A 25,471-nucleotide genomic window follows, 5' to 3' on the forward strand; every position below is an offset into this window, starting at 1 on the left:
CGATACGGCGCCAAGCGTGAGACGAAAGGTTAATTCGTTCGTTGCCGTGAAACGGATCGGTGCTTTCGCGCCCCTATCGAATCTGCGCCAGCCACTCGTCGTCCCCAGTTCTGTGAGCGCATTTCTCTCTCCTAGAAATGCCCGAATGACCGCTATATTCGTCCGCATATGCGACGACGGCTCGCATGTGATGAAATCGCCCGCGCGCCAAGCGCCATGGGAAGCAGCAGTTGATCGCCGAGACGCGCGTTGATCGGATGCGCGCCCGAGATGTAAGTCGTGACCTCAGCCGCGCATTCCTCCGCAACGGTCTCAGCGCTCGCGCCGAGGCGGCCGAAGGCGACGCAGGCTTCCGTCACATGCTCGTAGCGGAGCGTGGCGACGAGGATATTCTCAGGCCCCTTCGCGCGGCGTTCCGTCATCGGCTGAATACTATCCTGCGGCCAGTTCAAGAGCGCGCGCAGCCTCGCAGTCTCTCGACAAGCAATTGAGTAGGTGAGATTGGCGACGATGGCCTCGCCCTTACGCTCGATGAGGGCCCCGCGCTCCCTCAGCGCGAGCGGACGCTTCTCCCCCCGGGGCGCGGATCTCGGTCAAGATCTCGCCGCCGCCGGCCGGATAGAATCCGGGCCGCATTAGCGTGGCGGCAACATTGTTCCCCATTGTTGGGAGCCAACTTGGCTTGAGAATATCCGATCTAAATCGGAAAAGCCATGATACGCGAGAATATCGGGCTTTAATATTCGCACGTTTCATGGCTGCTCGCGGCGCACGCGCCAGTTGCCAGCAGGATTCGGAGCGGTGTTGTGGCCTACGAGTTTAAAAAAGGTACGAAACGCAAATTCTCAAGTTAGCTGGCTTCGGCCAGCGATATTTTCGAATTAAATGGATATTCCCAAGGATGATGGCCCTGATTAAGTGATTGATTTTCCTAAGAGCGTATTCTCAGACCAAAATGGATCCCGGCATCCGCCGCCGCCGAGGCGCCAGGCGTCGCGAAGGCTTTGCCGGCAAACGCCTTTCCGAAATGGGCGCGCGCGCCTCTCCGCGCGCTCGACGCCGTCGTCACGAGCGGGCAGGGGGAGGCGCCGCCGTTCCTGGGCGTCTTGCGCGCGCGCCAGGCCCTCGCCGCGGCGGCGCATTACGCGCCAGCGGCGTGTCTGCGCGAGGATGACGCCGCTTTGCGCGACGCGCTGCTGCTCGCCGCCCCAGGGGCGGCGCTCAGCCCCGCCGGGTGCCTGCACGCGCTGTTTCGCTTGTTCGGGGCGCCGCGGTTCACGGGCGACCATGACGATGTCGAACGCGCCGGGGAGCTGCTGGGCTTCAGCGGCGACAGGGCCGGCTATGCCGAGATCATTCGCGGGGGTTGTCACGTTAACGACTGGGTAGCGCTTCCCGCCGCAAATCATCGCCCACGCCGTCTGGCTCTACTCCGGTTCCCGCTCAGCCTACGTCTTGTCGAGGAGATGCTGCTCGAACGCGGGATCGTTCTCTCCTACGAAACCATCCGCCGCGGGGCCATGAAATTCGGACCCGATTATGCCCCCCGCCTGAAGCGCAAAAAGCCGGGTCGGCGCGACGTCTGGTATCTCGATGAGGTGGTCGTCTCGATCAACGGTGAGAAGCGCTATCTCTGGCGCGCCGTCGATCAGAACGGCTACGTCCTCGACGAAATCGTCCAGTCTCGCCGCGACACCAAAGCCGCCGGGCGATTGCTGGAGCGCCTTCTCCATAAACAGGGCTCCCGCCCTCGCCGCATGGTCACCGACAAGCTCGGCTCCTACGCCGCAGCGCGCCGGAAGATCATGCCGAGCGTCGAACATCGATCGCACAAGGGTCTGAACAACCGCGCCGAAAATTCTCATGTCCCGTTGCGAAAGCGGGAGCGAGCAATGCAGGGGTTTCGATCGTGGCGCGGATTGCGTTTCGTCGACGTCTTCTCCGCGCTCCGCGACCTCTTCGTCCCGTCCCGACCTTTCCGCCGTTCTGCCTTCGCCATCCATCTGCATCGCCTCGGGGCGATGGCAGAGTGGAAATCCGTGACGACAGCCGCCTGAAATCAGGCCAATCGGTTTCAACGCGCCCGCGCCCAGTTAATGTGACATCGCTGTTTTTCCTAAGCCGCCAGGTTGGGTAGGAGTTCGGCGCTTAGCCCGGGAATGCAGAGTGAACTCGAATCGCAGGAGGCCGCCTTCGACGCGTCATAATCGAGAAACAAATCTGACTGGAATGTCATGATCTCGTCATGGATAATGGATTGATCGAAACCGGTTCAGTTGACGAAGGCGAGCGCAGGCGCCCGATGCTCGAAACAATATCTGGCGGCAAGACAAAGCTATTGATTGCGCTTCCTGAAAAACTCAAGTTATCGCCACGTGGCAGGCTTCTGCTGCCGGCGGGGATTGTGCTCGCCCTCGCGTCGGCTTTCTTTGGCGCCAGAGCGCTCTCTGGTGGCGGGACGCCAGCCGGTCCCAGCGCGCGGGACAGCCACGCGCCGACGGTGCGCCGAGGAGGCGCGATCTTTGTGCTGGAGGGCTCGCCTCTCAGGGGGCGGATCGCCGTCGCTCCCGTCGAACTCAAGACAATAAGCCGCAGCCGCGTGGTCACCGGGACGGTGGAAGCCGACCCTGCCCGGACTGTGAGGATTCTCGCGCCGGTGACCGGGCGCGTGGGCGAGCTCAACGTCGAGCTTGGCGACAACGTCAAGAAGGGTCAGCCGCTCGCCACGATCGACTCCGGCGACCTCGCGCAAGCAGTTGCTGATGCGGAAAAAGCGCGGGCGACGGTCAAGCTCACGAAAAGCGCCATGGAAAGGGCGGTCGGCCTGAACAAGGCGGGCGGCCTCGCGCTGCGTGAACTGGAACAGGCCCAGAACGATTACCGCCAGGCCACGACGGAGCTCAAACGCGCCGAGGCGCGGCTCGAGGTGATCGGCGACAGCGGCCAAGTCTCCGGGCAACGAAAGATCGTCCTTACCGCGCCCATCGACGGCACGATCACGGCGCTCGAAACCGCGCCCGGCGACTTCATCGACAACGCGACCGAGTCGATGATGACGGTCTCGAACCTCGCGAAGGTCTGGGTGACGGCAAGCGTCCAGGAAAAGGATCTCTCGTTCGTTCAGAAGGACGAGCGGGTGGAGGTTTCGCTTCTCGCCTATCCGGGAGAGGTGTACTCCGGCCGGGTGCAGATCATCAGCCAGCTCCTTGAAGCCGACACGCGGCGCAACAAGGTGCGCATCTCCTTCGAAAACCCCTATGCCATCTTCAAGCTGAACATGTTTGCGACGGTGCGCTTTTTTGCGCCGGCGACGCAGCAGGTTCTCGTGCCGTCGTCTGCGCTGTTCATGGTCAACGACACGACGAGCGTTTTCGTCGAGACCGCCCCCTGGACCTTCCAGCGCAAGCCGGTCGTGACCGAGTCCGATTACGAGGGCGCGACGATCGTTCGCGGGCTCGAGGCGGGACAACGCATCGTCGTGCGTGGCGGCATTCTTCTCAATGATTGAGCGTATCGTCGAAATCTCCCTCCGGCGCCGCCTGATCGTCATGCTCGTCACGATCATCGTCTGCGGCTACGGACTCTATTCCTGGACGCGGCTGAACGTCGAAGCCTATCCGGAGATCGGTGACGTCACGGTCATCGTCTCATCCAAGGCCACAGGTCTTGCGGCGGAGGAAGTCGAGCAGCAGATCACCATTCCGCTGGAGCGCGCGCTGGCGAGCACGCCGGGCCTCTTCACCATCCGCTCGACCAGCACCTTCGCCCTGTCGCTCGTCACGATGGTGTTCAAGGACGGCGTCGAGGATTACTGGGCGCGCCAGCGCGTTCTGGAACGCATCGCCCAGGTCTCGCTTCCGTCCAATATCCAGCCCGTCCTTGGGCCATTAACCGGACCCACCGGCGAAATCCTGCGTTACACGCTCGAGTCGGACGTCAAGAATCTCGAAGAACTGTCCGAAATTCAGCGCTGGATGGTCGTGCCCGCGCTCAATCAGGTGCCGGGTGTCGCGAGCGTCGCCAATTTCGGCGGCCTCACCCGCCAGTTCCAGCTCGAAATTGATCCGGTCGGGTTAGAGCGCTACGGCCTTGGTCTTGGCGACATCACCAGCGCCATTGTTGCGAATAGCGCCAGCGCCGGCGGCAGCCGCATTACCCGCGGCGAGCAGTCCTATGTCATCCGCAGCATCGGCCTCATTCGCAACAAGGAGGATCTCGGCAACATCGTCATCGCTGAGCATGGCGGCGTTCCCGTTCTGACGCGCGACGTGGGCGTTCCGCGCTACAGCCACCAGGAACGCGAGGGGATGCTCGGGAAGGACCACAACCCCGACGCGATCCAGGGCGTCGTGCAAATGCTGAAGGGCGAAAACGCCTCCCAGGTGCTGAAAGCGCTCCACGCCCGTGTGGACGAGCTTAACGCGCAACTCGCGGCGCAAGGCGTCGCGATCATTCCCTACATGGACCGCAACGAGCTTGTGGAGGCCACGGTTTCAAAGGTTGGGCACACGGTGGTCGAGGGCGTTGTCCTCGTCATCGTCGTGTTGATCGCCTTCCTCGGCAGCCCACGTAGCGCAATCGTCGTTGCCCTGACGATCCCCGTCTCGCTTTTGATCGCCTTCATCTTCATGAATTTCACGCGGCTTCCGGCCAATCTGCTGTCGCTCGGCTCTATCGATTTCGGCATCATCGTCGACGGCGCCATCATCGTGACGGAAGCCATCCTGCGGCTGCGGGAACACAATCCCGGCCGCGAACTTGAAGTTGTCGACGTGCAATTCGTCGTCGGGCAGATCATCAAGCCCATCTTCTTCGCCACGATCATCATCATCGTGTCTTACGTGCCGCTTCTCGGCCTAGAGCGCGTCGAGGCGCGGCTCTTTTCGCCTGTGGCCTATACGATCGTCTATGCGCTGTTCGGCGCGCTTCTCTACACGCTGATGCTGGTTCCGAGCCTCGGCTATCTCGCCCTGCGCAGGCCCTCGAAGCCCTTTCACAACGTCGTGCTAGCGCGAATGGAGGAGAGCTACCGTAAGGCGCTGCATTTTTGTCTGGAGACGCCGCGCGCGGTCTATATGGCCACGGCCGTCGCCATCGGCGGTTTCGTCGTGGCCGGAGCGACCATCGGCCGCGACTTTCTGCCCAATCTCGACGAGGGTTCGCTCTGGTTGCAGGTGCAATTGCCGAGCGGCATCTCCTTCGAGAAGGCGAATGAAATGGCGAGTGACTTGCGCCGCGCCGTTCTCGAGTTTCCCGAGGTGTCCTATTCGATCACGCAGATCGGCCGCAACGACGACCGCACCGATCCCTGGACCATGAGCCACATCGAGGCGCCGATCGGGTTGAAGCCTTACGACCAGTGGCCGGCGGGAGAAACGAAGGAAAAACTTGTCCGGCGCCTGACCCAACGGCTCGCCGAACTGCCGGGCATGGAGATAAGCGTCAGCCAGCCGATCATCGACAATGTCAACGAACTGGTGAGCGGCGCGCACAGCGCGCTCGTCGTCAAAGTCTTCGGCGAGGATCTGAAGGAGACGCGCCGCATCGCCAACGGGATTGTCGAGGTGTTGCGACAGGTTCCCGGAACGACGCAGTCGTCGATCGTGCAGGAGCCACCGATTCCGCAGATCGCCTTTCTCATAGACCGCGCCGCCGCCGCCCGTTATGGCATCAACGTCTCCGACGTCTCAAACCTGATCCAGGTCGGCGTGGGCGGCGCTTCCATCGGCCAAATATACGTCAACGACCGCACCTACGACGTGACGGTGCGCTACCCGCCGCAGTCGCGCAACAGCCCCGAGTCGCTAAGCGAACTTTTCGTCAAGACAACGAGCAACGCGCAAATCCCGCTGTCGCAGATCGCGAAGATTTCCTTGCAGAACGGCGAGAGCGCGATTTCTCATGAGAAGACGCGTCGCGTTCTCACAGTGCGTGTCGACTATGCCGATCGTGACCTCTCGTCCTATCTGGCGGAGGCGCAGAAGAAGATGGTCGAAGTCGTTCGCCACGATCCCGCTTCCGTCAGCGTTGTCTGGAGCGGCAAGTTCGAGAATGCGCAAAGGGCTCAGTCTCGCCTGACGACGATCGTCGGCATCGTGCTCGTGCTCATGTTGCTCATCCTCTATTTCGCCTTTGGAAAGCTCCGCAATGCGGCGCTCATTCTCGGCATCGTCCCGCTCGCAGCGCTCGGCGGCCTGCTGGCCCTGCACGAAACGGGCGAAACGCTGAATGTGGCCACGGGTGTCGGCTTTCTTGCCCTCTTTGGCGTTGCCGTGCAAAACGGCGTCATCATGGTGTCGCATCTCAACCGCCTCACAGCCGTCCATGTCTCCTCCGTCCGGACGCGCCGCATCGGCGCCACGGCGAACGATGACGTCACTGGTGACGAGCTTTCAGCGCTGCGCGACGGCGTCCTCGACGGTGCAGTCGATCGGTTCAGATCGGTGCTGCTCACATCAACCGTCCCCGCCGTCGGCATGCTCCCGGCGGCGCTTGCGACGGGCGTCGGCAGCGACGTCCAGCGCGGCCTCGGCACGGTCATCGTTGGCGGTCTCTTGGTCGCAACGCTGCTGACGCTCTTCATTCTCCCGACGCTTTATTTCGTGATTGAGCGTTTCATGGAGACGCGAGTTTCCGCCGCCGCCGCGCGGGAAAGCGCGTGAAATGACACGCGACTGCGTCAGATCACGTCGATTTTCGGCGACTGTGCGCCGAGCGAGCCTGCTCGCCTCAGCTTGCCTCGCTCTATCCTCCTGCGCGGTCGGCCCGGACTTCGCGCCGCCACCAGCGCCGGCAGCGCCCGGCTTCACGCCCGAGCGCGCGGCGTCACCCGGCGAGGGGCAACGTTTCGCGCAGGGCCAGGACATCCCCGCACAATGGTGGACGCTCTTTCGCTCCAAGCCGCTCGACGCGCTGGTGAAGGAGTCGCTACAAAACAATCCCTCGCTACAGGCCGCCGAGGCGGCCGTGCGCGTCGCTTATTACAATGCCGAGGCGCAAAAAGGCGGCTTCTTCCCGCAGGTGTTTCTCAACGCCAATGACAGCAACAATCTCCAGTCGAATAACCGCTCTCTAGACTCCATCAATCAGACGGTCTTCAATCAGTCCTTTCCAACGCCGGCAAATCTCGCAACTGGCGCGGCCGTGCCCAACATTCCGCAGAGTACGCCGAACGCAAACTACGGCCTGTTCCTGAAGCAACTGACCGTCAGCTTCACGCCCGACGTCTGGGGTGGAAACGCGCGCGCCGTCGAGTCCCTCGTGGCGCAGACCGCGCAGCAGAACTGGCAGCTGGAGGCCGCCCATCTCGCGCTGACGACCAACGTCGTCGTGGCGGCCATTCAGGAAGCAGCAATCCGGGGTCAGATCGAGGCGACACGCACGATCATCACGATTCTGCATGAAACGCTTGAAATCCTGAACCGGCAATATACCTTCGGGTCGATCGCAAAGGCGGACGTGATCGCCCAGGAGGCGGCGCTCGCGCAGGCCGAGCAGACGCTCCCGCCGCTTGAGAAGCAGCTCGCCATCCAGCGAAACCTTCTGACCGCACTTGCCGGCCGCCTGTCGTTCGAGGGGGCCGGCGAGACATTCGAGCTCGCACGTTTCACGCTGCCATCAACTGTTCCCGTGAGCCTGCCGTCACAGCTCGTCGCGCAGCGCCCCGACATCATGGCGGCTGAGGCGAACCTCCATGCTGCCTCGGCGGCGGTTGGCGTCGCCGCCGCCAACCGCCTGCCGAACATCACTCTCTCCGCGAATGTGGGGGCGAGCGCCTTCAAGGTTGCACAATTGTTTGCCCCCGGCACGGGTCTCTACACGGCGGCGGCGAATCTCTCGCAGCCGATCTTCGACGGCATGACGCTGCTCAACAAGCAGAAGGCCGCAGAGGCCGCGTTGGAGCAAACCGACGCGCAATATCGCAGCACGGTCATCAACGCATTCCAGAATGTCGCAGACGCATTGCGCTCGCTGCAATCCGACGCAAAGGCCGTCTCGACCGCGCGCAAGGCAGAAGACGCCGCAAAACGAAGCCTCGACATCGTTCGCATGCAGCTCAGATATGGTCAGGTTTCGCAGATCGCTGTGCTCAACGCCCAGCGCACGTTTCTGCTGGCCTCGCTCTCTCGTGTCCAGGCAGAGGCGACAAGATTGTCCGACACTGCGGCGCTCTTCATGGCGCTCGGCGGCGGCTGGTGGAATCGTTAAGGGAGCTAGAGCGAGGGGCGTTGTTACGTTAACGACTGGGTAGCGTTTTTGGCCCGACACGACCGGCGTGACTCAACCGCCGGTGAGCTACAAGCGCCACCGCTTCCCGCCGCAAATCATCGCCCACGCCGTATCGGAGGCCTTCCAAGTTGCTCGATCGTGGATGTGAGGCGTGAGTTGCGCTGGAATTGCTGCCGGCCCGAGCCGAGCACCGGCGATCGCGCCCGCCATGGCGGCTGTGGCGTCAACGTCGCCGCTGACGGCAATCGCCGTCAAGATCGTCTCCCAGTAATCGTCCGGCGACCGCAGAAAGCTATAGAGCGCCCAGAGGACGCTTGACGTGACGAACGGTGAGATGCCCTCCCATTTCTGATACTCGCCAGCGGCGCCATTGGGACGTAGGTTGAGCAAAGTTGGAGGCTTTGTCGCAAACTTTGTTTATGGACGCGGTGAGCGTGTGAGAGTGACGTGGCTCACGCCGCGAGGGCATAGAACTGCTGCGCAGGACGCAATTTGCCCCTGGTCTGCAACTGGTCCTTTCGGATCATATGCATGAGCTCGATCCCCGAGAGTGTCGCAGCAGCCGATCGAAATGTTTGAAGCCCAACATCGGCCGCGTCGCTCGCTTCACCGCTCGATGGTCCTGTTCGACGATATTATTGAGATATTTGTTACGCTGGATTTCGATGTCCGCTTCATGCTCTGATGGCCCATCAAGCGAGCATGCTTGCCAAGAAGTCCGTGCCTATCGCTCGGCAGCAGGTAAAGGCGGCCGAAGAGGCGCTGCGACTGACGCAGCAAAATCTCCTGGCTGGCACAGGCCTTTTGATCGACGTGCTTCAGGCCCAATACGCAGCCGACCAAGCGCGCCTCAGAAACGCAACGGCGTTGGTCCAGTACAATCAGGCGCAGATCAATTTGCTTGGTGCGATCGGGCTTCTTTGCGTGGAGAACATAGAGCCTCGGCTCTTCGAACTCGCGGGCAATCATCTTGGCCGCAAAATCGATGCCCAGCATTCTTGCAGGAGGTCGACGCCAGAGCCGTCGCGGTGACGCGCCGAAGATGTTGAATTACGATAGGGACTTGACTTCTAGCAGCGGGACGGCAAATTGTCGCCGCATGGGGAAGCGATCTCCCCACGAGGCGACATGCCCAAGAATCGCGTCCGGTTTTCCACCAAGGGCGCACTATGTCGTCAATCAACTCGATCTCCCCCGACAAGCTCGCGCGTCTCATCGGAGTCGCACATTGTCCCGCGCTCATCGACGTGCGCGGGGATCAGGACTTCAGGACCGACCCCCGCTTCCTTCCGGGCGCGTTACGTCGCCATGGGGAATCCGTCGCAGACTGGGCCGCCGAATTCGCGGGGCAAGCAGTCATCGTCATTGATCGAACGGGCCGGCACGCCAGCGAAGGCGTCGCCGCCTGGCTACGCCAGGCCGGCGCCACGTCCGCCGATATCCTGACTGGCGGGCATGAGGCGTGGGCCAAGGCCAACGGCCCGCTCATCCAAGCGGCTAAGCTGCCTCAGCGGGACGCTCTCGGGCGAACGATCTGGGTTACGCGCTCGCGTCCGAAAGTCGATCGCATTGCCTGCCCTTGGCTTATCCGCCGTTTCGTCGACCCTAACGCCGTCTTTCTGTTTGTCGCGCCGGCCGAGGTGACGGCAGTAGCGGAGCGTTTCGGGGGCGCGGCCTTCGATATGGAGGGCGTGTTTTGGAGTCATAGGGGCGAGCGTTGCACGTTCGACACCATGATCGAGGAATGGGGCTTGGCGATAGAGCCGCTGCAAAGGTTAGCCGTCATCGTGCGCGGCGCGGATACGGCCCGTCTTGGTCTCGCCCCAGAGGCGGCAGGGCTGCTGGCGGCGTCGCTTGGCCTCTCCCGCATGTACGCGGATGATCTCGAGCAGCTCGAAGCCGGTATGGCCCTTTACGACGCTTTTTATCGTTGGTGCAGAGACGCGACCGATGAACCCCACACTTGGCCGGCGACCAAGTCAGGGAGAGCTCCGTGAATCTGCATATCCAAACCGTTGCGAGCCAACATGGCGTTTCGCTAGGTGAAGCCTTCCGCGTTTGGGCGCGCGTCGCTTTGCTGAGCTTCGGCGGACCTGCGGGCCAGATTGCGGTGATGCACCGGATCATCGTCGAGGAAAAGAAATGGGTGGCGGAAAGCCGCTTCCTGCACGCGCTCAACTATTGCATGCTGTTGCCTGGTCCCGAGGGTCAGCAGCTCGCCACCTACATCGGCTGGCTCATGCACCGGACCCTCGGCGGGCTGATCGCCGGCGGGTTTTTCATTCTTCCTGGCGTCGTCTCGATCATGGCGCTCAGCATCGTCTACGCGCTTTGGGGGAATGTCGGGATTGTTGCGGGGCTGTTCTTCGGGTTGAAGGCTGCGGTGCTCGCCGTCGTCGCCGAAGCGGTTATTCGGATCGGCAGGCGCGGCCTCAAAACCTTGCAGATGCGACTTCTGGCCGCCGCTTCATTCGTTGGCATTTTCTTCTTTGCCGTGCCGTTCCCGCTCATCATCCTCGCCGCCGCGCTGATCGGCTATATCGAAGCGGCGCGTGGAAATCCTGCTTTCGTTGCCGCTGGGCATGGCTCGGCGCATGAGGATGGCGAAAGCCTTCTGGGCGACGCCACGCCCTCTCACGCGATGCCATCCAAGAAGCGCGCGCTGCGCATAAGCGCAATTTGGCTGGCGCTTTGGCTCGTTCCTGTCGCGGCGATCGTATTCGTCAGCGGCGCTAAAAGCGTCTTTTCGCAAATCGCAGTGTTCTTCAGCAAAATGGCTGTGGTGACTTTTGGCGGCGCTTACGCAGTCCTCGCCTACGTCGCCCAGCAGGCTGTCGAAAGCTATCGCTGGCTGACGCCTGCGGAGATGCTCAACGGGCTTGGCATGGCGGAAACGACGCCCGGACCGCTCATAATGGTGTTGCAGTTCGTTGGCTTCATGGCGGCGTTTCGCGCGCCGGGCGATTTACCTCCATTGCTCGCCGGCGCACTCGGCGGCTTGCTCGCCACTTGGGTGACGTTTGCTCCTTGTTTCCTCTGGATATTCCTTGGCGCGTCCTACATCGAAAGAGTTCGCGCCAACAAGGCGCTTTCGGGCGCTTTGGCCGCGATCACAGCGGCCGTGGTGGGTGTTATCCTCAACCTCGCCATCTGGTTCGCGATCCACACGGTCTTTCGCAGGACCGTCGCCCTGAATGGCTACGGGCTGTCGTTTGAGGCGCCCGTGCTGGGGAGCGTGGATTCATGGAGCTTCGCTCTCTCGGTTGGCGCCGCGATAGCGATCTTCCGGTTTCGCATCGGAATGCTCCAAACCCTCGCGTCCTGCTGCTTAGGCGGGATGGGGCTGTATCTCGCGGGGGCAATCTAGGCAATCAACGAAAAGGAGAAACCCATGAAAGAGGCGCTCACGGCAGTCGCGGCGCTCGGCCTACTCATCCCCGCGTCGGCTTTCTCAGCGGAAATGGATTGGTCGCAAGTCGACTCTGCAATCGGCAAAAAGGCCGCGGTCGTCGGCACGGTGCATAAATACGGCCTGCCGCGCAGCGATCTCCACGTCACGCTCGATGGCGTCGTCGTCAAACCCGGCCTTGCGCTTGGCGGATGGATCGCATTCGAACCCACGGGCCGTACGACCATGATGATGGGCGACCTCGTGCTCACCGAAACCGAGGTGACGCCGGTCATGCGCGCCTTGCTGGCGAACGACGTCAAAGTGACGGGCGTGCATAACCACCTGCTGCGCGCGAGCCCCGCCACCTACTACATGCATATCGACGCGAATGGCGATCCCGCCAAACTGGCCGGGATCGTTCGCGAGGCGCTCGCGGCGACCAAGACTCCCTTCGAGCCATCAGCCAGCCCTGCGGGCGAACCTCCGAAGCTCGGGTTCGACACGGCGCAAGTGGATGAGGCGCTCGGCGCCCAAGGGAAAAACAACAGCGGCATCTATCAGTTCAGCATCCCCAGGGCCGACAGCATCAAGGCAGGCGGCATGGCGGTCGCCCCAGCTATGGGGACAGCTATCGCCATCAACTTCGAACCGACCGGAGACGGCAAAGCGGCGATCAGCGGGGATTTCGTGGCGGAAGGTAGGGAAGTTGAACCGCTCCTGAAAGCACTGCAATCCAACGCCATTGAGGTGACAGCGCTTCATAACCATATGCTCGACGACGAGCCGAGGCTCTTCTTCGTTCATTTCTGGGCCAACGACGACGCTGTGAAATTGGCTCATGCCTTGAGAGCGGGGCTCGACACCATGCATGTGGCGCCGAGGAGCTGACGCGTAGAATAGAGGTTCGCCGTGAAGCTCGACGACGTCAAGCGCGAGCGATCTCTCCTCTACATGGAGAGATATGTCGATGAAGGGGCGAAGACCTACAGCGTCCTCGCCTCGCGAACCGAAGCCGCGGCCTGCTATCGTCTTGAAAGCGAGCAGGCCTCATTCGATCTCGCCGCCGTGTTCGTTCCTCCCGAACGCGCCTCGGTCTATGAGGCTGGTTGTCCTTTAAGCCTTTCGAGGCGCTATCTCACAGAGGAAGGCGTCCTTTTCCCGATCCACCCTGAGACTTGGGGAAGCGATGAGGTTCCTGGGCTCATCGACATTCGCGCACTGCCGCAGGCTCCTCGAATTCACGTCGCCCCCACCGCTTCGACTCGGACGGTGCTGGTTCTCGATGAGGAGAACGTTCCGGCCTACTTCATCAAGCTCCACTATCCTTTCTACATCTCCCGCTTCAAACGAAAGCTCCGGCGCAAGGACATCCATAACGCGGTCGCCGCGACGCGCGAGCTTGCATTCATAAACTCACCGAAGTTTGCCTATCTGCCTGAGGTCATGGGGGTCATTTTTGGCGCCGGAGAAGAAGCGTGGGGCTATCTCTTACGGGAAGCAACGGCCTACCCGCCGATCGGCGGACGTTTCCTCATACCCTGCTTCGCGCTCTATGCGGGAGATCGGCGCGACCCCGGACAGGCGCCTTTGCTGGTGCAGCTGATCGACCATTATCAAGCCGACCCCGCGTCTTTTGTCGTCGATGAGATTATAGCGCCGGTCATCGAATGCTGGTCGAAGGTCGTGCACGAGCGCGGGCTTCTCCTACGGCACCGTCAACTTAACGACTGTCGGTCGCACTACGAGCGAGAGGTGCGGCTCAGAGATCATGCAGCTCCGACGCCGGCTGCCGTGATTTCGCGCCAGACGGCGATCGCCTCCGCGCGATGAGAGCGGCGCGTGGCGGCTGTCTGATGTGCGGGGTGGGGAAGGTGAAAAAGATTGGCGAGCTGATCGTGGATGGATAAGAACCGTTGCGCCTGCCGAGCGGATTTGAACCGCTTCATAATCCGCTCTCGCCGTCGCGTCGGTTGATGCGAATTTTCCGCCCGGTTGTTCAACCCTTTGTGCGAGCGATGCTCGACATTCAAGCGCATATCCTTTTTCGCCGCGCCGTCGGAAGCGAGCTTGTCCGTGATGATGACGCGCGGCGTGCGAGCGGTTTTCTTCAGCAGCTTGCGCATCAGGCGTCTCGCGGCTTTCCTGTCGCGACGACGTTGCGCGAGAACATCGAGAACAAAGCCGTCCTGGTCGACGGCGCGCCATAGCCAGTGCTTTGTTCCAGCGATGGAGACGAGGACTTCGTCCATATGCCATTTATTACCGCGTTGTGACGCACGGCGCCGCATCGCGCCTGCGAAATCACGTCCGAACTTTCCAGCCCAGCGCCGTATTGTTTCGCAGGTCACGTCGACGCCGCGTGCGGCAAGCATTTCTTCGACCATACGCAGGCTCAAGGGGAAGCGAAAGTAGAGCCAGATGGCCTGCGCGATCACTTCACGCGGAAAGCGATGACGACGATAATGAGAGGGGGACAGGGCGCTGGTCATGATAACTGTTCCTACCCTGCCGCCCTCAAACCCAAGTTAATGTGACGGTGCCATCGTGACTCCGAGAGATTGAGACAGAGCCGCGGCGATAAGGCATAGGCTAGCCGGGATATGCGTAAAGACCATTGTGTTCACCAAGCCGAAACGCTTGGAGATGCGCGACGCCACGGGATAGGAGAGCGAAGACAATATGCCCGACACGAAGAAGAAGGCGCTCGACGCCGAGAGCGAAAGCCCCTTGTGAAAGAGCCAGAGCGCGAACAGCGACTGGACCAAGAAGCCTCCGGCAAAGGCGTCGAGGCTGAAAAGCGCAGCCAGCTTGTAGACGATTTTGCGCGATGGGCCGAGAACGGGGGCATGATCAGCTCGGGGCGTGGACGGAGATAATGGAAGGCGGCTGTAAAGCAAGCCGCCTGCCAGGCCGAGCACGGCACAGGAAACGAACATCGCCCGGAGCCCCTCCAACTGCGACCATCCCATGCGCATCAGCAGATGGGGCGTTGCAGCCGCCAGTGCGCCCGCGGCGCCAGCCAACCCGCCAACGAGACTGTAACGCGCGAAAGCTTGCGTTCGGTCGGCATCCCCTGCTTCGCGTGCGAGAACGGCGTGCTCGACAGGCACGAAGAAACTTGCCGTGCTCGCCGAGGAGTTTACCGAACCCAAGAAGGCGACAAGGAGCAGGACAAGGCGTTAATGAAAAGGCGACGCCGGTTAAGGTCATCAGCCCGGCGGTGAATATCAGCAGGTTGCGATGTTCATAACGGGCGCCCAGGACGCCGATTGCTAGAGTGAGCAGCGCAGAGCCGAACAGGGCCGTCCCGGCGAGCACGCCAATCTGGGACGAGGAATAGCCCAGCGCCGTCAAGTACACGGGCAGCAACACTGCGAAGAAACCGTCGCCGAAATCGCGGAGGCCGCGCGCCGCGACGAGTGACCGGAGCGGAGCCTTCATCGTCCCCTCGCAATGCTATCGCCATGTTGGCGCTTGCCCCGTATCCTCAAGATCCCCGGGAGGCGGGACGTCGGAGAAATAATAGGTCGTGTGCGCTGGGAAGACACGGTCAGCGTCGGGGAACGCCCGGTGGAAGATATCTCGCGCGGCCTTACGTGTCGCTTCCTCTTTGGTCCCATAGTGGAACGACAAGAGGCGCAGAAAATAATCGAAGAATCCACGACCCATGAAGCGGTCGTAAATCAAGCTGTAAAACGGCACCGTCACATTAACTTGGGTTTGAGGGCGGCAGGGTAGGAACAGTTATCATGACCAGCGCCCTGTCCCCCTCTCATTATCGTCGTCATCGCTTTCCGCGTGAAGTGATCGCGCAGGCCATCTGGCTCTACTTTCGCTTCCCCTTGAGCCTGCGTATGGTCGAAGAAATGCTTGCCGCACGCGGCGTCGACGTGACCTGCGAAACAATACGGCGCTGGGCTGGAAAGTTCGGACGTGATTTCGCAGGCGCGATGCGGCGCCGTGCGTCACAACGCGGTGATAAATGGCATATGGACGAAGTCCTCGTCTCCATCGCTGGAACAAAGCACTGGCTATGGCGCGCCGTCGACCAGGACGGCTTTGTTCTCGATGTTCTCGCGCAACGTCGTCGCGACAGGAAAGCCGCGAGACGCCTGATGCGCAAGCTGCTGAAGAAAACCGCTCGCACGCCGCGCGTCATCATCACGGACAAGCTCGCTTCCGACGGCGCGGCGAAAAAGGATATGCGCTTGAATGTCGAGCATCGCTCGCACAAAGGGTTGAACAACCGGGCGGAAAATTCGCATCAACCGACGCGACGGCGAGAGCGGATTATGAAGCGGTTCAAATCCGCTCGGCAGGCGCAACGGTTCTTATCCATCCACGATCAGCTCGCCAATCTTTTTCACCTTCCCCACCCCGCACATCAGACAGCCGCCACGCGCCGCTCTCATCGCGCGGAGGCGATCGCCGTCTGGCGCGAAATCACGGCAGCCGGCGTCGGAGCTGCATGATCTCTGAGCCGCACCTCTCGCTCGTAGTGCGACCGACAGTCGTTAAGTTGACGGTGCCGATTTCGCAACCCTGAGGCTTCTCAACTAATTTCCAACCACCTTCGCGAAGTCGTGCCGGTAGGCCATTTCAACCAGATGCTGGCGTGCGCCGTGCAGACCGCAATAGTTCCCTTACCTACTGCGAGAGCAACTTCTAGCCCGAGATCAATAGCGTACTGGTGCTCTGGAGCATCTAGGCGCGAGCGTCGAAATAAGCGTTACTGAAGTAGGCTGAAGCCAGACCTTAAAAAACAACGTCTCCCAAGCCTTTCCCAATAAGGAACGAGCGATGAAAATTGCCGCGCCCGCGTTTGGCGCACATCCGCCTGAGTCGGCCGCGCCGAGAGTTGTCAAGAAGCCACAGCTCGCTGGCTCTTTCGAGGCGTACGTTGCAGAAGCGCAAGTAACGCACGCCAAGATCAATGCATCACCGGCGGGGAGATCTGGTCAGCCGGAATTCGCGAACATAACAAAGGCTGAATATGTGGCGTGGGGCAAGAGCAAGTTCGAGCAAGGGGAAATCACGCTCGATGATCTGTTTCAGATTCAGTTCGCCGGCGGGGATTTCGATGGAACTGTCTCCTCCGATATGGGAAAGCACGACTTCGTTGCGTTTTTCGAAGGCCTTATCGAAAATGAAATCAAAGCTGGTCGGGCATCGGATCGACAGTCGATGATCCCTGCATATCGTCATGTTCTGGCGTCGATGTCGCGGCACGATTGAGGATGAGGGTCGAGGCTCGGCGCATGCGGGAGAAAGCAATGCGGGGCGCCATGCTGCGCATTCGACGCTCTAGCCGCATCGTCGCGACGCTTCTCGTCACGATCCTCGCTGTCGGCGGCTGCGCCTCGATGGACGGCGTCGCAACGTCGGTCCTTGCCGCGCGAAGGGTCGAGCACATCGTCGCAGGAAAGGGCTTGCCGGCCGTGGTGTTCGAAAACGGACTCGGCGGGCGATTGGAGTAGTGGTCTAAGGTTCTGCCGGACATCGCGACGGAAACCACCGTCTTTGCCTACAATCGTCCTGGCATCGGCGCCAGTGCGCCGGCGACGACGCCGCGCGACGGCGTCACGGTCGTGGAGGAACTCCGCGCGACCCTTCGGGCCAAGGGGATCGCGCCGCCCTATGTGCTGGTCGGCCATTCCATCGGCGGTCTTTACGTCCAACTCTACGCGCGCCGTCATCCCAACGAAGTGGCCGGCCTCGGTCGATTCGACTCATCCCGAGCAGTTGAGCGGCGCTGGCGCGCGCGAAAAATGGCCGGGATGGGTCAAGCTTGTCATCGACCTGGCGTCTCCAGAAGTCGCGCAAGCAGAGCTAGACGCCCTGCCGGCGACCGGCGCGGCGCTCCTCGCCCTGCCGCCGTTCACCGGCAGGCCGGTGACGGTCCTGAGCGCGAGCACGCCGATGACCGAAACCTCCGAACTCGCTCGTGACGGCAATACAAAGCGAATTGACATTCTCCGCCTCAATCCCGGCGCCCGCCAGGTGTGGGTCGACAGTGGTCACGCTATTCCGCTCGAGAAGCCGGAGGCGATCGTCGGCGCGATACGCGAGATCCTATCGACCTTGCGCCGCCAGGAGCGCTGAAAGGAAGGCGCCCATGACCCTCGGCGAACGCCTAACGAACCCGTGCGGTGGCGCTGGGTCATGGCGTCGGTTCGGACACGCCCATGAGAATACCACAATGACGCCGCTCGCAAGCACCGGTACATCGTAAGCCTTGGCCAGCTTGGTCATCTCCCTTAGCTTGGCGCGGCAGTCCGGTCCGCGACAGGCGGATGCGGTCGGGGGTTTTGCCGAACAACGAAGAGCCTTCGGAAGGCGCCTCATGGCGCGAGGCGTAGGGACCAGGCACGAAAATGACAAGACAATTCCGATTTTTGCGTGGCGTCCTATTTTCCCTCTTCGCGTTTGCGTTCCATGGCGGCGACCGCGCGTCCGCCGAAGGCGCCTGCCCGCCAGGATTCATCCCGGGCGGCGCTATGGTCCCCGGACAAGAAAATGCCGGTTGGACGGGTTGCCTCCACATGTACGATGTCGACGATGGCGGCGGTGACGGCGCCGGGCCGAGCAGTCGCGGCGATTCCGGCCCTCCTCCCTTCAATGCCGCTGAATTCCGCGCCCTTCTCCAATGGGAAAAACAAGTCGCGCAGGAAAACGAAGAGCGTCTCTTGAAGAACGATCCTGTTTTGCGCGAATTGAAGCAGGGCGTGTGGAAATTCTCACACTCGCAGCCGAAAGATTCACGCCAGATATGCACCGCATCGTTCCTCCAGTTGAATGGCGGCGTCTTGATCATGGATTGGGTGGGCGAAGCCAAAGGCACGCTCCTCGCCTATTTCGGCGGGGCGATCCCACCGACCACGGACATACGCACCGAGACGGTCAGTCTTACCCAGTCCGGGGAAATCCAGAGGGTTCTCGCTTTTCATGCGAGTTTGCCTTGGTCCGCAAAGATTGGAATGATCATATTCGCCGTCCCCTCCACACAGGCGCTGCTCGGGTCGATTGAAGAAATGCAGGATTATGCGGTGGAACTGCACGGACAGGAAGTCATCCACGGCAAGTGGCACAGCGGCTCGACGGCGCGAAAGTGGTTGAGCAACTGCGTCAACAAGCGTGGCAAATGAATCACGAGCGAAGCGCTCTCCAGCGACCGCCCCTTGCCGAGAGCAAGAATGAACATGCGCGTTCTCGCCTGCCTCGTTGCAGTGATTTCGAAAAAGCGCAGGCGAGATGGTCAAAACCTGCATGACGCACAAAATCTGCACCCGGTTCGCCGTGCGTCTTTGCGCCTTGGCCCTCTTCGCGCAAACCTCGGCCTGCAGCGCAGAATTGCCGCCGGATGCTCCGACGCTGCGAGACGCGCGTAAATTTCTAATTTCGCACACCGATGCTGGATGCGACGATACCGATAACGCACACCTTATCAAGGATGACCGGATAATCGTGGCGTCGCGGAGCGGTAATGTCGCCACGATCATTTATGATCTCCATTGTGAGTATTCCGCCGCTCGGACCCGCGTGTTTCTTCTGTGGCGGACTTTCTCCGGCTACCGGCTGATGCACTTCGCAAAGCCTGTATATGAACTTCGCTGGGCCGACGACATCGGATCCGAGTTGGCGGAGAAGCCTAGCGCGATCGGATACGAGGTCGTGACCAGACTTTCGAATGGGAAAATCAATTCGAATAGCCTTGAAATAACGAGCGACGAGCGTTGGGGCGCCAGTGAAGACTCCGGGGAGAAAGGATCGTGGCGTTTCCTGCACAATACCGACCGCTATGCCTTGTCCTCCTTCGAAGTAGAACCGTACAGCTTACGCGGTCTCGGGCCGGACAAAGCCGACCGCCTGAAAGGCAAGCGCTTCATGCTTTTTCCGTCCGAAAAATAACCTCGCTGGAATATCCCCACTTCTCGGAGTCAATTTCTCACAACCGATGGACGCCATGGCTCTCACCTGCCGCACATATCGTTTTGCGCTTTCCTTCGTTCTCGCAATGGCGCTTGGCGCTTCGGTAGACGCACGCGACGCGAGCAACCCGCTCGAGACGCTGCTCATCGCCTTCGCACAGGGGAAGCGGGACAAGGACATCGCCGCGCTTTCGAACATCGAGTGGCAAGGTTTCGCCTATCCCGAAGATTCCGAAAAAGATCTCAGCGTGACATACCATTTGCGCGGACGACTGCGCCTGAATGGATTTGGCGAGGTCGATCTTCCGGTTGGAATCGGCGCGAACGCTACGCATAAAAAGGGAAACGAAGGCGACGCTTCGATCGACGTCATTTTCCACAGCGCCAAGGGCGTTCACGCGATAGAGCTTCAGAAGTTCTATCCGAGCGGCAATTATCAGGAAATTCTCCAGAGGCAGTTGAGCGTCGGGACAGTGACCACGCTCGCCGATAATTGCAAAACGGACGGCTATGGCGATCTGCCAGATGACGAGCACACCGCCTTTTTCCGGATTGATCTTCCAGCCGCGCCGACGCCGGTCTTTGTCCGCGCTGGGCGCAACGAGGATGGCGGCAAAAACAGCCCAGGAGAGACGTTCTTTTCCTTCTCTCTGTTCACGCCCGGGAGCGATATGACCAAGAGGTCCTGCGTCAACCGCGTGGAGCCACTTCGATGACTTCGTCGCGGCGTGGAACAACAACCGCAAAAGAGGATGATATGCGAACAGCTTTGTTGCTGTCCCTGTTGATCTTGTCTTTCGGTGGCGTCGCGGGGCGCGCCCTTGCGGTCGATTGCCCGAACTTGGACGTCGACAAGGTTAAGCGCGCGATCGGCGAGTTGTCGGAGTTTTACGGCGACGTGCCGTCCTGCCTCGACTGTCAAAGGCAGAAAAAGCCGATCGAGCGGCTGATCTGCCAAAACAGCGGATTGAGGCTCATGGAAGTCCTGGACACTAAGGCTGCCGTTTACGCCTATGAGAACGCCACCAAGAGGGAAACGGTTCATTCGAGGCCGGACTGCTCCTTTGTTCACAAGGAGCTTCCCAATAATTGCGTCGACGCCGTTTGCGTCTGCGCAAATCTAAAAGAGCACACGAATGATTCGCGAGGCGGAGAGTCCCCCTATTATGGCGAGACGCGTTGAAGGTCGAAGCCGATCGCATGTCGTTGGAGCAGCGTCTATGGCATTGACGAGTTCTGGAGCGCTGGCGACTGCTTTGGGCCTCAAGATCTTTCTTGCGTCGTGGCCGGCCCATGCGAGCGGCAGGCTGCCTGTTCGGCCATCTTCACAAGCGCTCGCGTCGCATCGCGCATGTGTCGAAGCGCTCGAGCGCCAATATGCCGAGGACAAGAGACGCATCGTCGAAAAGACCGTCGACGCCGACGGCTCCAGCCAAGAGACGTCGTTGGAAACATCGGGCATAGAGTGGAAGGGGACCGACAACGTCCGTTATCAGGCGACCGTCTGGTATCACCATGGGCGCGTTCGGACCGATCTCGGACAGATCGAAACGAGCCACAGCTTCGAGACCCGGCTCCGGGAATGCAAAGGCGCGACGCTCCACACCAGTGGAGAAACGGGCTACACATTGAGCACCTTCGAGCCCTGGAGGAAGTCCGCGCCATGACGCAGACGACTCTGTCGCGGCGGAGCTTCCTTATCGGCGCTCTGATCGCATCTTCATTCTCTTATCCGAGGGCGAGCGTCGCCGCGCCCGACGCTGCAGAGATTTTTTCCGACCCCAAGGTCGAAGCACTGCTCGACGCCGCCATGCAGCGGGACAGCAAGCGCGCCGCCGCGCTCGTGGCGGCTGGCGCCAATGTGAAGGCGAGAGGCGACAAGAACGTCACGCTGTTGCAATGGGCTATGCTCAACAAAAGCCACTTCGCCTTCCAAGTGCTGCTGAATGTCGGCGCCGATCCTGCGCAGCCCGGCGTCGACGGCGATACGGCGATCCACTTCGCTGCCATGGCGAATGATTTGGAATATTTGCGTCTCCTCCTCGCGCGCCATGTCGACGTCGACGCTCGCAATGGTCAGACCGGCAGGACGCCTTTGATGGCGGCCATGATGGGGGAGCGGGAGCGGCAGTTCGAAATGTTACTCGCAGCCGGAGCGCGTTTGAACCGTGCCGACAACATGGGCAATACCATTCTGCATCTCGCGGCGCAAATCAACGACGCGGCGCGCGTTCTGAGATTGTTGCAACAAGGAGCCCCAGCCGGGGCGCGCAACCGGCAGGGCAAGACTTTCCAGACCTACCTCCTTATGACGCCGGAGCGTCTGCTCAACGCCGAAGCTCGGCAAGCGCGGCTGGAGGTCCTCGACTGGATGGTGCAAAACGGTGTTTCCCTCGAACGCTGAGCGGGATTGCGCACAGGGAGCCTTTGCCTACGTGCGTATCAGCTTTGCGCGGATCGACGGCGCATAGGTCCGCCCCACGCGCACTTCCGAGCCGTCGTTCAGAACCGCGATCAGCGCCGCGAAAGGCGCCTGCTTGATACGCGTGATGGCGCTGCGGCGCACAATCGCTCCGCGATGGATACGCAGGAACTCTTCGCCGTCGAGACGGCGTTCGAGCGAGGACAGGCTCTCCTGAAAGAGATAGTCCGCGCCAGGAACATGGATGCGCACATAGTCGCGTTCCGCCTGAAAGCGGATCACATTGGCCAGCGTGACGCGCAAATATTCGCCTCGCGCCTTCACCCAGAACTCGGTCGGCTTTTGCGGCTGTTCGGTCAAAGCGCGCTTCAGGGAAGCGATCGTTTCCTGCAATTCGGCGACTCGGTCCGTCTGAAAACGCGCGCCCGCGGCGATCCGCGCGCGCTCCAGGGCGCGAGCGAAGCGCCCTGGCTCGATCGGCTTGGTGACGTAATCGACGGCGTTGGCCTCGAAGGCGCGCAGGGCGTGATGGTCGAATGCGGTGACGAAAACGACCACCGGCGGCTCCGGTCCGAGGCTTTCGAGAACGTCGAAGCCGCTACCGCCCGGCATTTGAATGTCGAGCAGAAGAATGTCGGGCCGGGATTGTTCCGCCGCGCGACAAGCCTCCCTGGCGTCGGCGGCTTCGTCGATCCGCCCGACCCATTCCATCTTCGCGAGCAGACGCAAGAGCCTGCGGCGCGCGAGCGGCTCATCGTCGACAACGAGAATCGTGAGTTCGCTCATGCGAGCCGCCACGGGAGCTCGATGAATGCCCGGTAGCGGCCGGGCGCGACCGGGCCGGATGAAAACGAGCTGTCGCCCTGAAAGCGGGCGTGCAGGCGTTCCGCGACGTTGCGCAATCCGACTCCCATGCCGGCAGGCTTCTTGCCGTCATCCTCGATGGGCATGTCGTTCTCGACCGTGACCCAAAGCCGGTTTGCCTCACGGCGCGCGCGCAGCGCGATCTCGACCTTGCCGACAGTGGCGCCGACGCCGTGCTTGATGGCGTTCTCGATCAGCGGCTGGAGGATCAGGCTCGGCACAAGGGCGCTGCGCACGTCCTCGGGCATGTCGATGCTGAACGCCATTCGGTCGGAAAAGCGCTCGCGCTCGATCTGGAGATATTCCTCCTGCAGAGCCAGCTCATCCGCCAGGGACACGTCATGCATGGGATCGAGCGACAGGGTCGTGCGCAGGAATGTCGAGAGCGACAGGACCATGCGCTCGGCGCGGGTGGCCGATCCTTCCTCGATCAGGCCGGCGATCGAGTTCAGAGTGTTGAAGAGAAAATGCGGATTTACTTGATACCGCAGCGCGCGCATCTGTGCGGTCAGGGCCTCCTCACGAACGGCGGCGAGCCTAAGTTCACGGTCATGGAGCTCGAAACCGAAAACGAGAGTAATGAACAGACAGGACCATCCGAAAAACAACGCCGCGCCATATGCAGTGTCATAGCCGAAATCTTTCCAGTCGAAGACAGCGGGCTGCGGCCAGACGCAGAGAGTGTAGACCGCATAGCCAAGCGCGGCCCAGGCCGGCGCCGCCGCCAGAGAGAGGATGAAGGAAGCGGCGACGAGCAACGGGAGCGCATTCTCCGAGGAGCGCGTCTCGACCAGCCTCTCGTGCAAGCGGAACAATAGCGCCGAAATGCCGGCGGTGATGACCGAGCACAAGGCATAGTGCAAAAGCTTGCCAATGGCGGATTCGATCGGGTCCGTGCCAACGATACCCCATAATATGCTGGAGAAAATGAATACGCCCACCCAATAGATCAGGCCGAAGCGAAAGGTGGCCTGACGGATTGCGCATGCGTTAGACGATCGTTTCATCACCCTTCATTCCCTCTTCGACCTGCAGGGTCTTCCCATTCATCGACTCGTGTCGGCGTTCTAGGACACCCGCAAAGCCGTCTTCGGCATGCCGTTCGTCCCCCCACAGTCGCCATTCGCAGATTCTTGCCGCCGCTCGTCGCCGCGCTCGCGCTCGTCGCCGGAAGTCGAATGAACCCTCGCTCGAGCGATGCTACGGAGTTGGGCAAGGGACCACGCGGAAGTCTCAGCATGGACACATACGACATTTCGGACATCGCGCCAAACCTTCGGGTCAGTGGGCGTTCAGGAGTCCGCTCGATGATCGAGCACAGTGCGACCGCGAGCGTCGTGTTATTCGCGGTGCGGACGAATGATGCGGATGATATTCTTGCTCGAGTGCGTCATATGCTGCCGGAGGGCAGCGTGTTGTATGCGCAGCGCGAAGCAGCCGGCGCGCGCGACTTTTCCCTCCTGCACAGGCTTTCCTCGCTGACAGAACGACAACGCGACATACTGCGGCTCTTGATGCATGACCTGTCGAATAAGGAGATCGGCCGGCGCTTGAAGTTGTCGCATTTCACGGTACGCAACCATGTCTCGCAACTGTTGAGACAGTTGAACGTCCCCTCGCGCAAGGCAGTCGTCGCCTTGCTGAATGACACTCTCGCCGCCGATGCGCATGTCCTGCCCCTTTCTGATTGACGAGGGTGCTCGTTGCCCCGAAGCGCCATAGCGCATTATTTGCCGCGTCTCTGTCAGCGGCAACGCGCGCATCGTACCGGTGCTTCGGCGGGGTTGATTCCGAGAGGATCGGATGGCTCCATGCCTTATCCGAGAGGCTGGGATTCCAAAAAATTATGAGAAATATTTGCGCCTTGCTCGTCCTGCTTTTCGCTTTTGGCGTCGCGTCCGCGCGGGATTCAGAAAAATCGCTCCAAGAGTGGATCGGTGATCCGAGTCACGGAACCTTCCAGGGGACGATCCGCCTGAGCGGCAAGACGCACGGAGACTATCATCGCGGCTATCGCTGCCCGAGCTACGAAGCCGCGACCTTCGCCGTCTCTATTGTCGAGAAGGCCCATCTGCACGAAAAGACACCGAAAGCATTGCGCGCCACACTTTTGCGCTCGCTCGCCGGACAAAGTTGCGAACCCGCGGCCGCGGGACAATACCGTCCGCTGCAGCTTGGCAACGCCTCGCAAATCGATAACGGGCCGGAGGCGGGCGAGGAATGGACCGCCCTACGGGTCCAGGCGCCGGATGGAGCGGAGATTGGACTCGTTTACGACGCAAGCATCTATGCCATCGATGACTGAAGCGCATGTCGGAAAGGTCACCGCCATGACAGACGATCCCGGCGTACATTCGGACAGGCAGGCTTGGCGCCATGGGCTGGCGCTCGTCGCGATCATTATCGTCACCTCGCTCCCATTGATCTCCCTCTTCGCCGCGGGCCTTGTCGCGAACGTGAACGGTTGTGCGCTCGACGAAGGCAATCCGCACCCCTGCCTCGTCCTCGGTTCGGACGTGGGACAAACCCTGGACAATATGGCGCTCGGCGGCTGGCTGACGATCGTCACCCTTCCCATCGGCGCGGGATTGTTCCTCTTGTGACTGCTGGTCCGCGTCGTTCACTCCTGGCGGCGAT

27 protein-coding genes and 3 pseudogenes are annotated in these 25,471 nt (G+C 61.2%); 23 read left to right on the plus strand and 7 right to left on the minus strand.

All coding sequences use genetic code 11. The features are described from left to right. Positions 1–152: 152 nt before the first annotated feature. The gene (locus QMG84_RS18350) at positions 153–554 is read right to left on the minus strand and encodes a hypothetical protein (RefSeq protein WP_350356528.1); all 402 of its coding nucleotides are present in this window, start codon (positions 552–554) and stop codon (positions 153–155) included. A gap of 450 nt (positions 555–1,004) precedes the next feature. Between QMG84_RS18350 and QMG84_RS18355 the strand changes: the two are divergent. From QMG84_RS18355 to QMG84_RS18375, 5 genes and pseudogenes are all read left to right on the plus strand, one after another. Next, a pseudogene (locus QMG84_RS18355) lies at positions 1,005–1,295 on the plus strand (DUF1403 family protein); the annotation flags it as partial. A 109-nt stretch (positions 1,296–1,404) separates the two neighbouring features. Then, positions 1,405–2,057: pseudogene (locus QMG84_RS18360) on the plus strand (IS6 family transposase). Between the two features lie 188 nt (positions 2,058–2,245). Beyond that, positions 2,246–3,508, plus strand: a complete 1,263-nt coding sequence (locus QMG84_RS18365; RefSeq protein WP_281932429.1) for an efflux RND transporter periplasmic adaptor subunit — start codon at positions 2,246–2,248, stop codon at positions 3,506–3,508. Beyond that, complete coding sequence (locus QMG84_RS18370; RefSeq protein WP_281932430.1) at positions 3,501–6,662, plus strand: efflux RND transporter permease subunit; 3,162 nt, start codon at positions 3,501–3,503, stop codon at positions 6,660–6,662. Before QMG84_RS18365 ends, QMG84_RS18370 begins: the two co-directional genes overlap by 8 nt. Position 6,663: 1 nt before the next feature. Next, the gene (locus tag QMG84_RS18375) at positions 6,664–8,208 is read left to right on the plus strand and encodes an efflux transporter outer membrane subunit (protein WP_281932432.1); all 1,545 of its coding nucleotides are present in this window, start codon (positions 6,664–6,666) and stop codon (positions 8,206–8,208) included. A gap of 87 nt (positions 8,209–8,295) precedes the next feature. On the opposite strand, the gene QMG84_RS18380 is transcribed toward QMG84_RS18375, so the two are convergent. Both QMG84_RS18380 and QMG84_RS18385 read right to left on the minus strand, forming a co-directional pair. Then, entirely contained in the window at positions 8,296–8,619 is a 324-nt protein-coding gene (locus QMG84_RS18380) for an ADP-ribosylglycohydrolase family protein (protein WP_281932434.1), read from the minus strand. Positions 8,620–8,681: 62 nt separating this feature from the next. Continuing rightward, positions 8,682–8,896, minus strand: a pseudogene (locus tag QMG84_RS18385) (DDE-type integrase/transposase/recombinase); the annotation flags it as partial. A 35-nt stretch (positions 8,897–8,931) separates the two neighbouring features. Here QMG84_RS18385 and QMG84_RS21465 point away from each other — a divergent pair. The 5 genes from QMG84_RS21465 (at position 8,932) to QMG84_RS18410 (ending at position 13,450) form a co-directional block, all read left to right on the plus strand. Then, entirely contained in the window at positions 8,932–9,261 is a 330-nt protein-coding gene (locus QMG84_RS21465) for a TolC family protein (RefSeq protein ID WP_350356526.1), read from the plus strand. Positions 9,262–9,398: 137 nt separating this feature from the next. Continuing rightward, entirely contained in the window at positions 9,399–10,226 is an 828-nt protein-coding gene (locus QMG84_RS18395; RefSeq protein WP_281932438.1) for a chromate resistance protein ChrB domain-containing protein, read from the plus strand. Next, positions 10,223–11,596 (plus strand): chromate efflux transporter, encoded by a 1,374-nt coding sequence (gene chrA, locus QMG84_RS18400; protein ID WP_281932440.1) that lies wholly within the window; start codon positions 10,223–10,225, stop codon positions 11,594–11,596. The genes QMG84_RS18395 and chrA overlap by 4 nt, the downstream gene beginning before the upstream one ends. Positions 11,597–11,620: 24 nt before the next feature. Continuing rightward, positions 11,621–12,508, plus strand: coding sequence for a DUF1259 domain-containing protein (locus tag QMG84_RS18405; RefSeq protein WP_281932442.1), 888 nt, complete (start codon positions 11,621–11,623; stop codon positions 12,506–12,508). Between the two features lie 21 nt (positions 12,509–12,529). Further along, positions 12,530–13,450, plus strand: a complete 921-nt coding sequence (locus QMG84_RS18410) for an IucA/IucC family protein (protein ID WP_281932444.1) — start codon at positions 12,530–12,532, stop codon at positions 13,448–13,450. Here the strand turns inward: QMG84_RS18410 and QMG84_RS18415 are convergent. Next, entirely contained in the window at positions 13,387–14,109 is a 723-nt protein-coding gene (locus QMG84_RS18415) for an IS6 family transposase (RefSeq protein ID WP_281932446.1), read from the minus strand. The genes QMG84_RS18410 and QMG84_RS18415 overlap by 64 nt on opposite strands. Positions 14,110–14,145: 36 nt before the next feature. Further along, entirely contained in the window at positions 14,146–14,730 is a 585-nt protein-coding gene (locus QMG84_RS18420; protein ID WP_281932448.1) for an MFS transporter, read from the minus strand. A gap of 639 nt (positions 14,731–15,369) precedes the next feature. On the opposite strand from QMG84_RS18420, the gene QMG84_RS18425 reads away from it, so the two are divergent. The 10 genes from QMG84_RS18425 (at position 15,370) to QMG84_RS18470 (ending at position 21,952) form a co-directional block, all read left to right on the plus strand. Continuing rightward, positions 15,370–16,092, plus strand: coding sequence for an IS6 family transposase (locus QMG84_RS18425; RefSeq protein ID WP_281932450.1), 723 nt, complete (start codon positions 15,370–15,372; stop codon positions 16,090–16,092). A 328-nt stretch (positions 16,093–16,420) separates the two neighbouring features. Next, positions 16,421–16,855, plus strand: a complete 435-nt coding sequence (locus QMG84_RS18430; protein WP_281932452.1) for a hypothetical protein — start codon at positions 16,421–16,423, stop codon at positions 16,853–16,855. Positions 16,856–16,878: 23 nt separating this feature from the next. Next, positions 16,879–17,097, plus strand: a complete 219-nt coding sequence (locus QMG84_RS18435) for a hypothetical protein (protein WP_281932454.1) — start codon at positions 16,879–16,881, stop codon at positions 17,095–17,097. 21 nt (positions 17,098–17,118) lie between these two features. Continuing rightward, positions 17,119–17,568 (plus strand): alpha/beta fold hydrolase, encoded by a 450-nt coding sequence (locus QMG84_RS18440; RefSeq protein WP_286672160.1) that lies wholly within the window; start codon positions 17,119–17,121, stop codon positions 17,566–17,568. 426 nt (positions 17,569–17,994) lie between these two features. Beyond that, positions 17,995–18,765: a hypothetical protein gene (locus tag QMG84_RS18445; RefSeq protein ID WP_281932456.1), complete on the plus strand. Its 771-nt coding sequence runs from the start codon at positions 17,995–17,997 to the stop codon at positions 18,763–18,765. 121 nt (positions 18,766–18,886) lie between these two features. Further along, complete coding sequence (locus tag QMG84_RS18450; RefSeq protein WP_281932458.1) at positions 18,887–19,528, plus strand: hypothetical protein; 642 nt, start codon at positions 18,887–18,889, stop codon at positions 19,526–19,528. 55 nt (positions 19,529–19,583) lie between these two features. Beyond that, positions 19,584–20,264, plus strand: a complete 681-nt coding sequence (locus QMG84_RS18455; protein WP_281932460.1) for a hypothetical protein — start codon at positions 19,584–19,586, stop codon at positions 20,262–20,264. Between the two features lie 41 nt (positions 20,265–20,305). Then, the gene (locus QMG84_RS18460) at positions 20,306–20,731 is read left to right on the plus strand and encodes a hypothetical protein (protein WP_281932462.1); all 426 of its coding nucleotides are present in this window, start codon (positions 20,306–20,308) and stop codon (positions 20,729–20,731) included. Positions 20,732–20,768: 37 nt separating this feature from the next. Beyond that, positions 20,769–21,215 (plus strand): hypothetical protein, encoded by a 447-nt coding sequence (locus tag QMG84_RS18465; RefSeq protein WP_281932464.1) that lies wholly within the window; start codon positions 20,769–20,771, stop codon positions 21,213–21,215. Next, positions 21,212–21,952: an ankyrin repeat domain-containing protein gene (locus QMG84_RS18470; protein ID WP_281932466.1), complete on the plus strand. Its 741-nt coding sequence runs from the start codon at positions 21,212–21,214 to the stop codon at positions 21,950–21,952. The genes QMG84_RS18465 and QMG84_RS18470 overlap by 4 nt, the downstream gene beginning before the upstream one ends. Before the next feature lie 27 nt (positions 21,953–21,979). On the opposite strand, the gene QMG84_RS18475 is transcribed toward QMG84_RS18470, so the two are convergent. Both QMG84_RS18475 and QMG84_RS18480 read right to left on the minus strand, forming a co-directional pair. Then, complete coding sequence (locus QMG84_RS18475) at positions 21,980–22,756, minus strand: LytR/AlgR family response regulator transcription factor (protein ID WP_281932468.1); 777 nt, start codon at positions 22,754–22,756, stop codon at positions 21,980–21,982. Then, on the minus strand, positions 22,753–23,841 hold the full coding sequence (locus QMG84_RS18480; protein ID WP_281932470.1) for a sensor histidine kinase: 1,089 nt from the start codon (positions 23,839–23,841) through the stop codon (positions 22,753–22,755). The genes QMG84_RS18475 and QMG84_RS18480 overlap by 4 nt, the downstream gene beginning before the upstream one ends. Before the next feature lie 300 nt (positions 23,842–24,141). Between QMG84_RS18480 and QMG84_RS21575 the strand changes: the two genes are divergently transcribed. The 3 genes from QMG84_RS21575 to QMG84_RS18495 are packed head-to-tail and all read left to right on the plus strand — an operon-like array spanning position 24,142 to position 25,437. After that, complete coding sequence (locus QMG84_RS21575) at positions 24,142–24,525, plus strand: LuxR C-terminal-related transcriptional regulator (protein ID WP_434085996.1); 384 nt, start codon at positions 24,142–24,144, stop codon at positions 24,523–24,525. 5 nt (positions 24,526–24,530) lie between these two features. After that, a complete protein-coding gene (locus QMG84_RS18490; RefSeq protein ID WP_281932471.1) occupies positions 24,531–25,139 on the plus strand; it encodes a hypothetical protein in 609 nt (202 codons plus the stop codon). 25 nt (positions 25,140–25,164) lie between these two features. Next, a complete protein-coding gene (locus QMG84_RS18495; protein WP_281932473.1) occupies positions 25,165–25,437 on the plus strand; it encodes a hypothetical protein in 273 nt (90 codons plus the stop codon). Positions 25,438–25,471: the final 34 nt, after the last annotated feature.

The sequence above is a fragment of the Methylocystis iwaonis genome (assembly GCF_027925385.1).
Taxonomy (GTDB): Bacteria; Pseudomonadota; Alphaproteobacteria; order Rhizobiales; family Beijerinckiaceae; genus Methylocystis; species Methylocystis iwaonis.

Coding starts and splice junctions, on each gene's coding strand:
- QMG84_RS18435 (WP_281932454.1), top strand. CDS start 16,879: ATGCGGGAGAAAGCAATGCGGGGCGCCATGCTGCGCATTCGACGCTCT.
- QMG84_RS18480 (WP_281932470.1), bottom strand. CDS start 23,841: ATGAAACGATCGTCTAACGCATGCGCAATCCGTCAGGCCACCTTTCGC.
- QMG84_RS18425 (WP_281932450.1), top strand. CDS start 15,370: ATGACCAGCGCCCTGTCCCCCTCTCATTATCGTCGTCATCGCTTTCCG.
- QMG84_RS18460 (WP_281932462.1), top strand. CDS start 20,306: ATGCGAACAGCTTTGTTGCTGTCCCTGTTGATCTTGTCTTTCGGTGGC.
- QMG84_RS21465 (WP_350356526.1), top strand. CDS start 8,932: ATGCTTGCCAAGAAGTCCGTGCCTATCGCTCGGCAGCAGGTAAAGGCG.
- QMG84_RS18415 (WP_281932446.1), bottom strand. CDS start 14,109: ATGACCAGCGCCCTGTCCCCCTCTCATTATCGTCGTCATCGCTTTCCG.
- QMG84_RS18455 (WP_281932460.1), top strand. CDS start 19,584: ATGGCTCTCACCTGCCGCACATATCGTTTTGCGCTTTCCTTCGTTCTC.
- QMG84_RS18430 (WP_281932452.1), top strand. CDS start 16,421: ATGAAAATTGCCGCGCCCGCGTTTGGCGCACATCCGCCTGAGTCGGCC.
- QMG84_RS18375 (WP_281932432.1), top strand. CDS start 6,664: ATGACACGCGACTGCGTCAGATCACGTCGATTTTCGGCGACTGTGCGC.
- QMG84_RS18495 (WP_281932473.1), top strand. CDS start 25,165: ATGACAGACGATCCCGGCGTACATTCGGACAGGCAGGCTTGGCGCCAT.
- QMG84_RS18445 (WP_281932456.1), top strand. CDS start 17,995: ATGACAAGACAATTCCGATTTTTGCGTGGCGTCCTATTTTCCCTCTTC.
- QMG84_RS18370 (WP_281932430.1), top strand. CDS start 3,501: ATGATTGAGCGTATCGTCGAAATCTCCCTCCGGCGCCGCCTGATCGTC.
- QMG84_RS18365 (WP_281932429.1), top strand. CDS start 2,246: ATGGATAATGGATTGATCGAAACCGGTTCAGTTGACGAAGGCGAGCGC.
- QMG84_RS18395 (WP_281932438.1), top strand. CDS start 9,399: ATGTCGTCAATCAACTCGATCTCCCCCGACAAGCTCGCGCGTCTCATC.
- QMG84_RS18470 (WP_281932466.1), top strand. CDS start 21,212: ATGACGCAGACGACTCTGTCGCGGCGGAGCTTCCTTATCGGCGCTCTG.
- QMG84_RS18405 (WP_281932442.1), top strand. CDS start 11,621: ATGAAAGAGGCGCTCACGGCAGTCGCGGCGCTCGGCCTACTCATCCCC.
- QMG84_RS18450 (WP_281932458.1), top strand. CDS start 18,887: ATGACGCACAAAATCTGCACCCGGTTCGCCGTGCGTCTTTGCGCCTTG.
- QMG84_RS18475 (WP_281932468.1), bottom strand. CDS start 22,756: ATGAGCGAACTCACGATTCTCGTTGTCGACGATGAGCCGCTCGCGCGC.
- QMG84_RS21575 (WP_434085996.1), top strand. CDS start 24,142: ATGATCGAGCACAGTGCGACCGCGAGCGTCGTGTTATTCGCGGTGCGG.
- QMG84_RS18465 (WP_281932464.1), top strand. CDS start 20,769: ATGGCATTGACGAGTTCTGGAGCGCTGGCGACTGCTTTGGGCCTCAAG.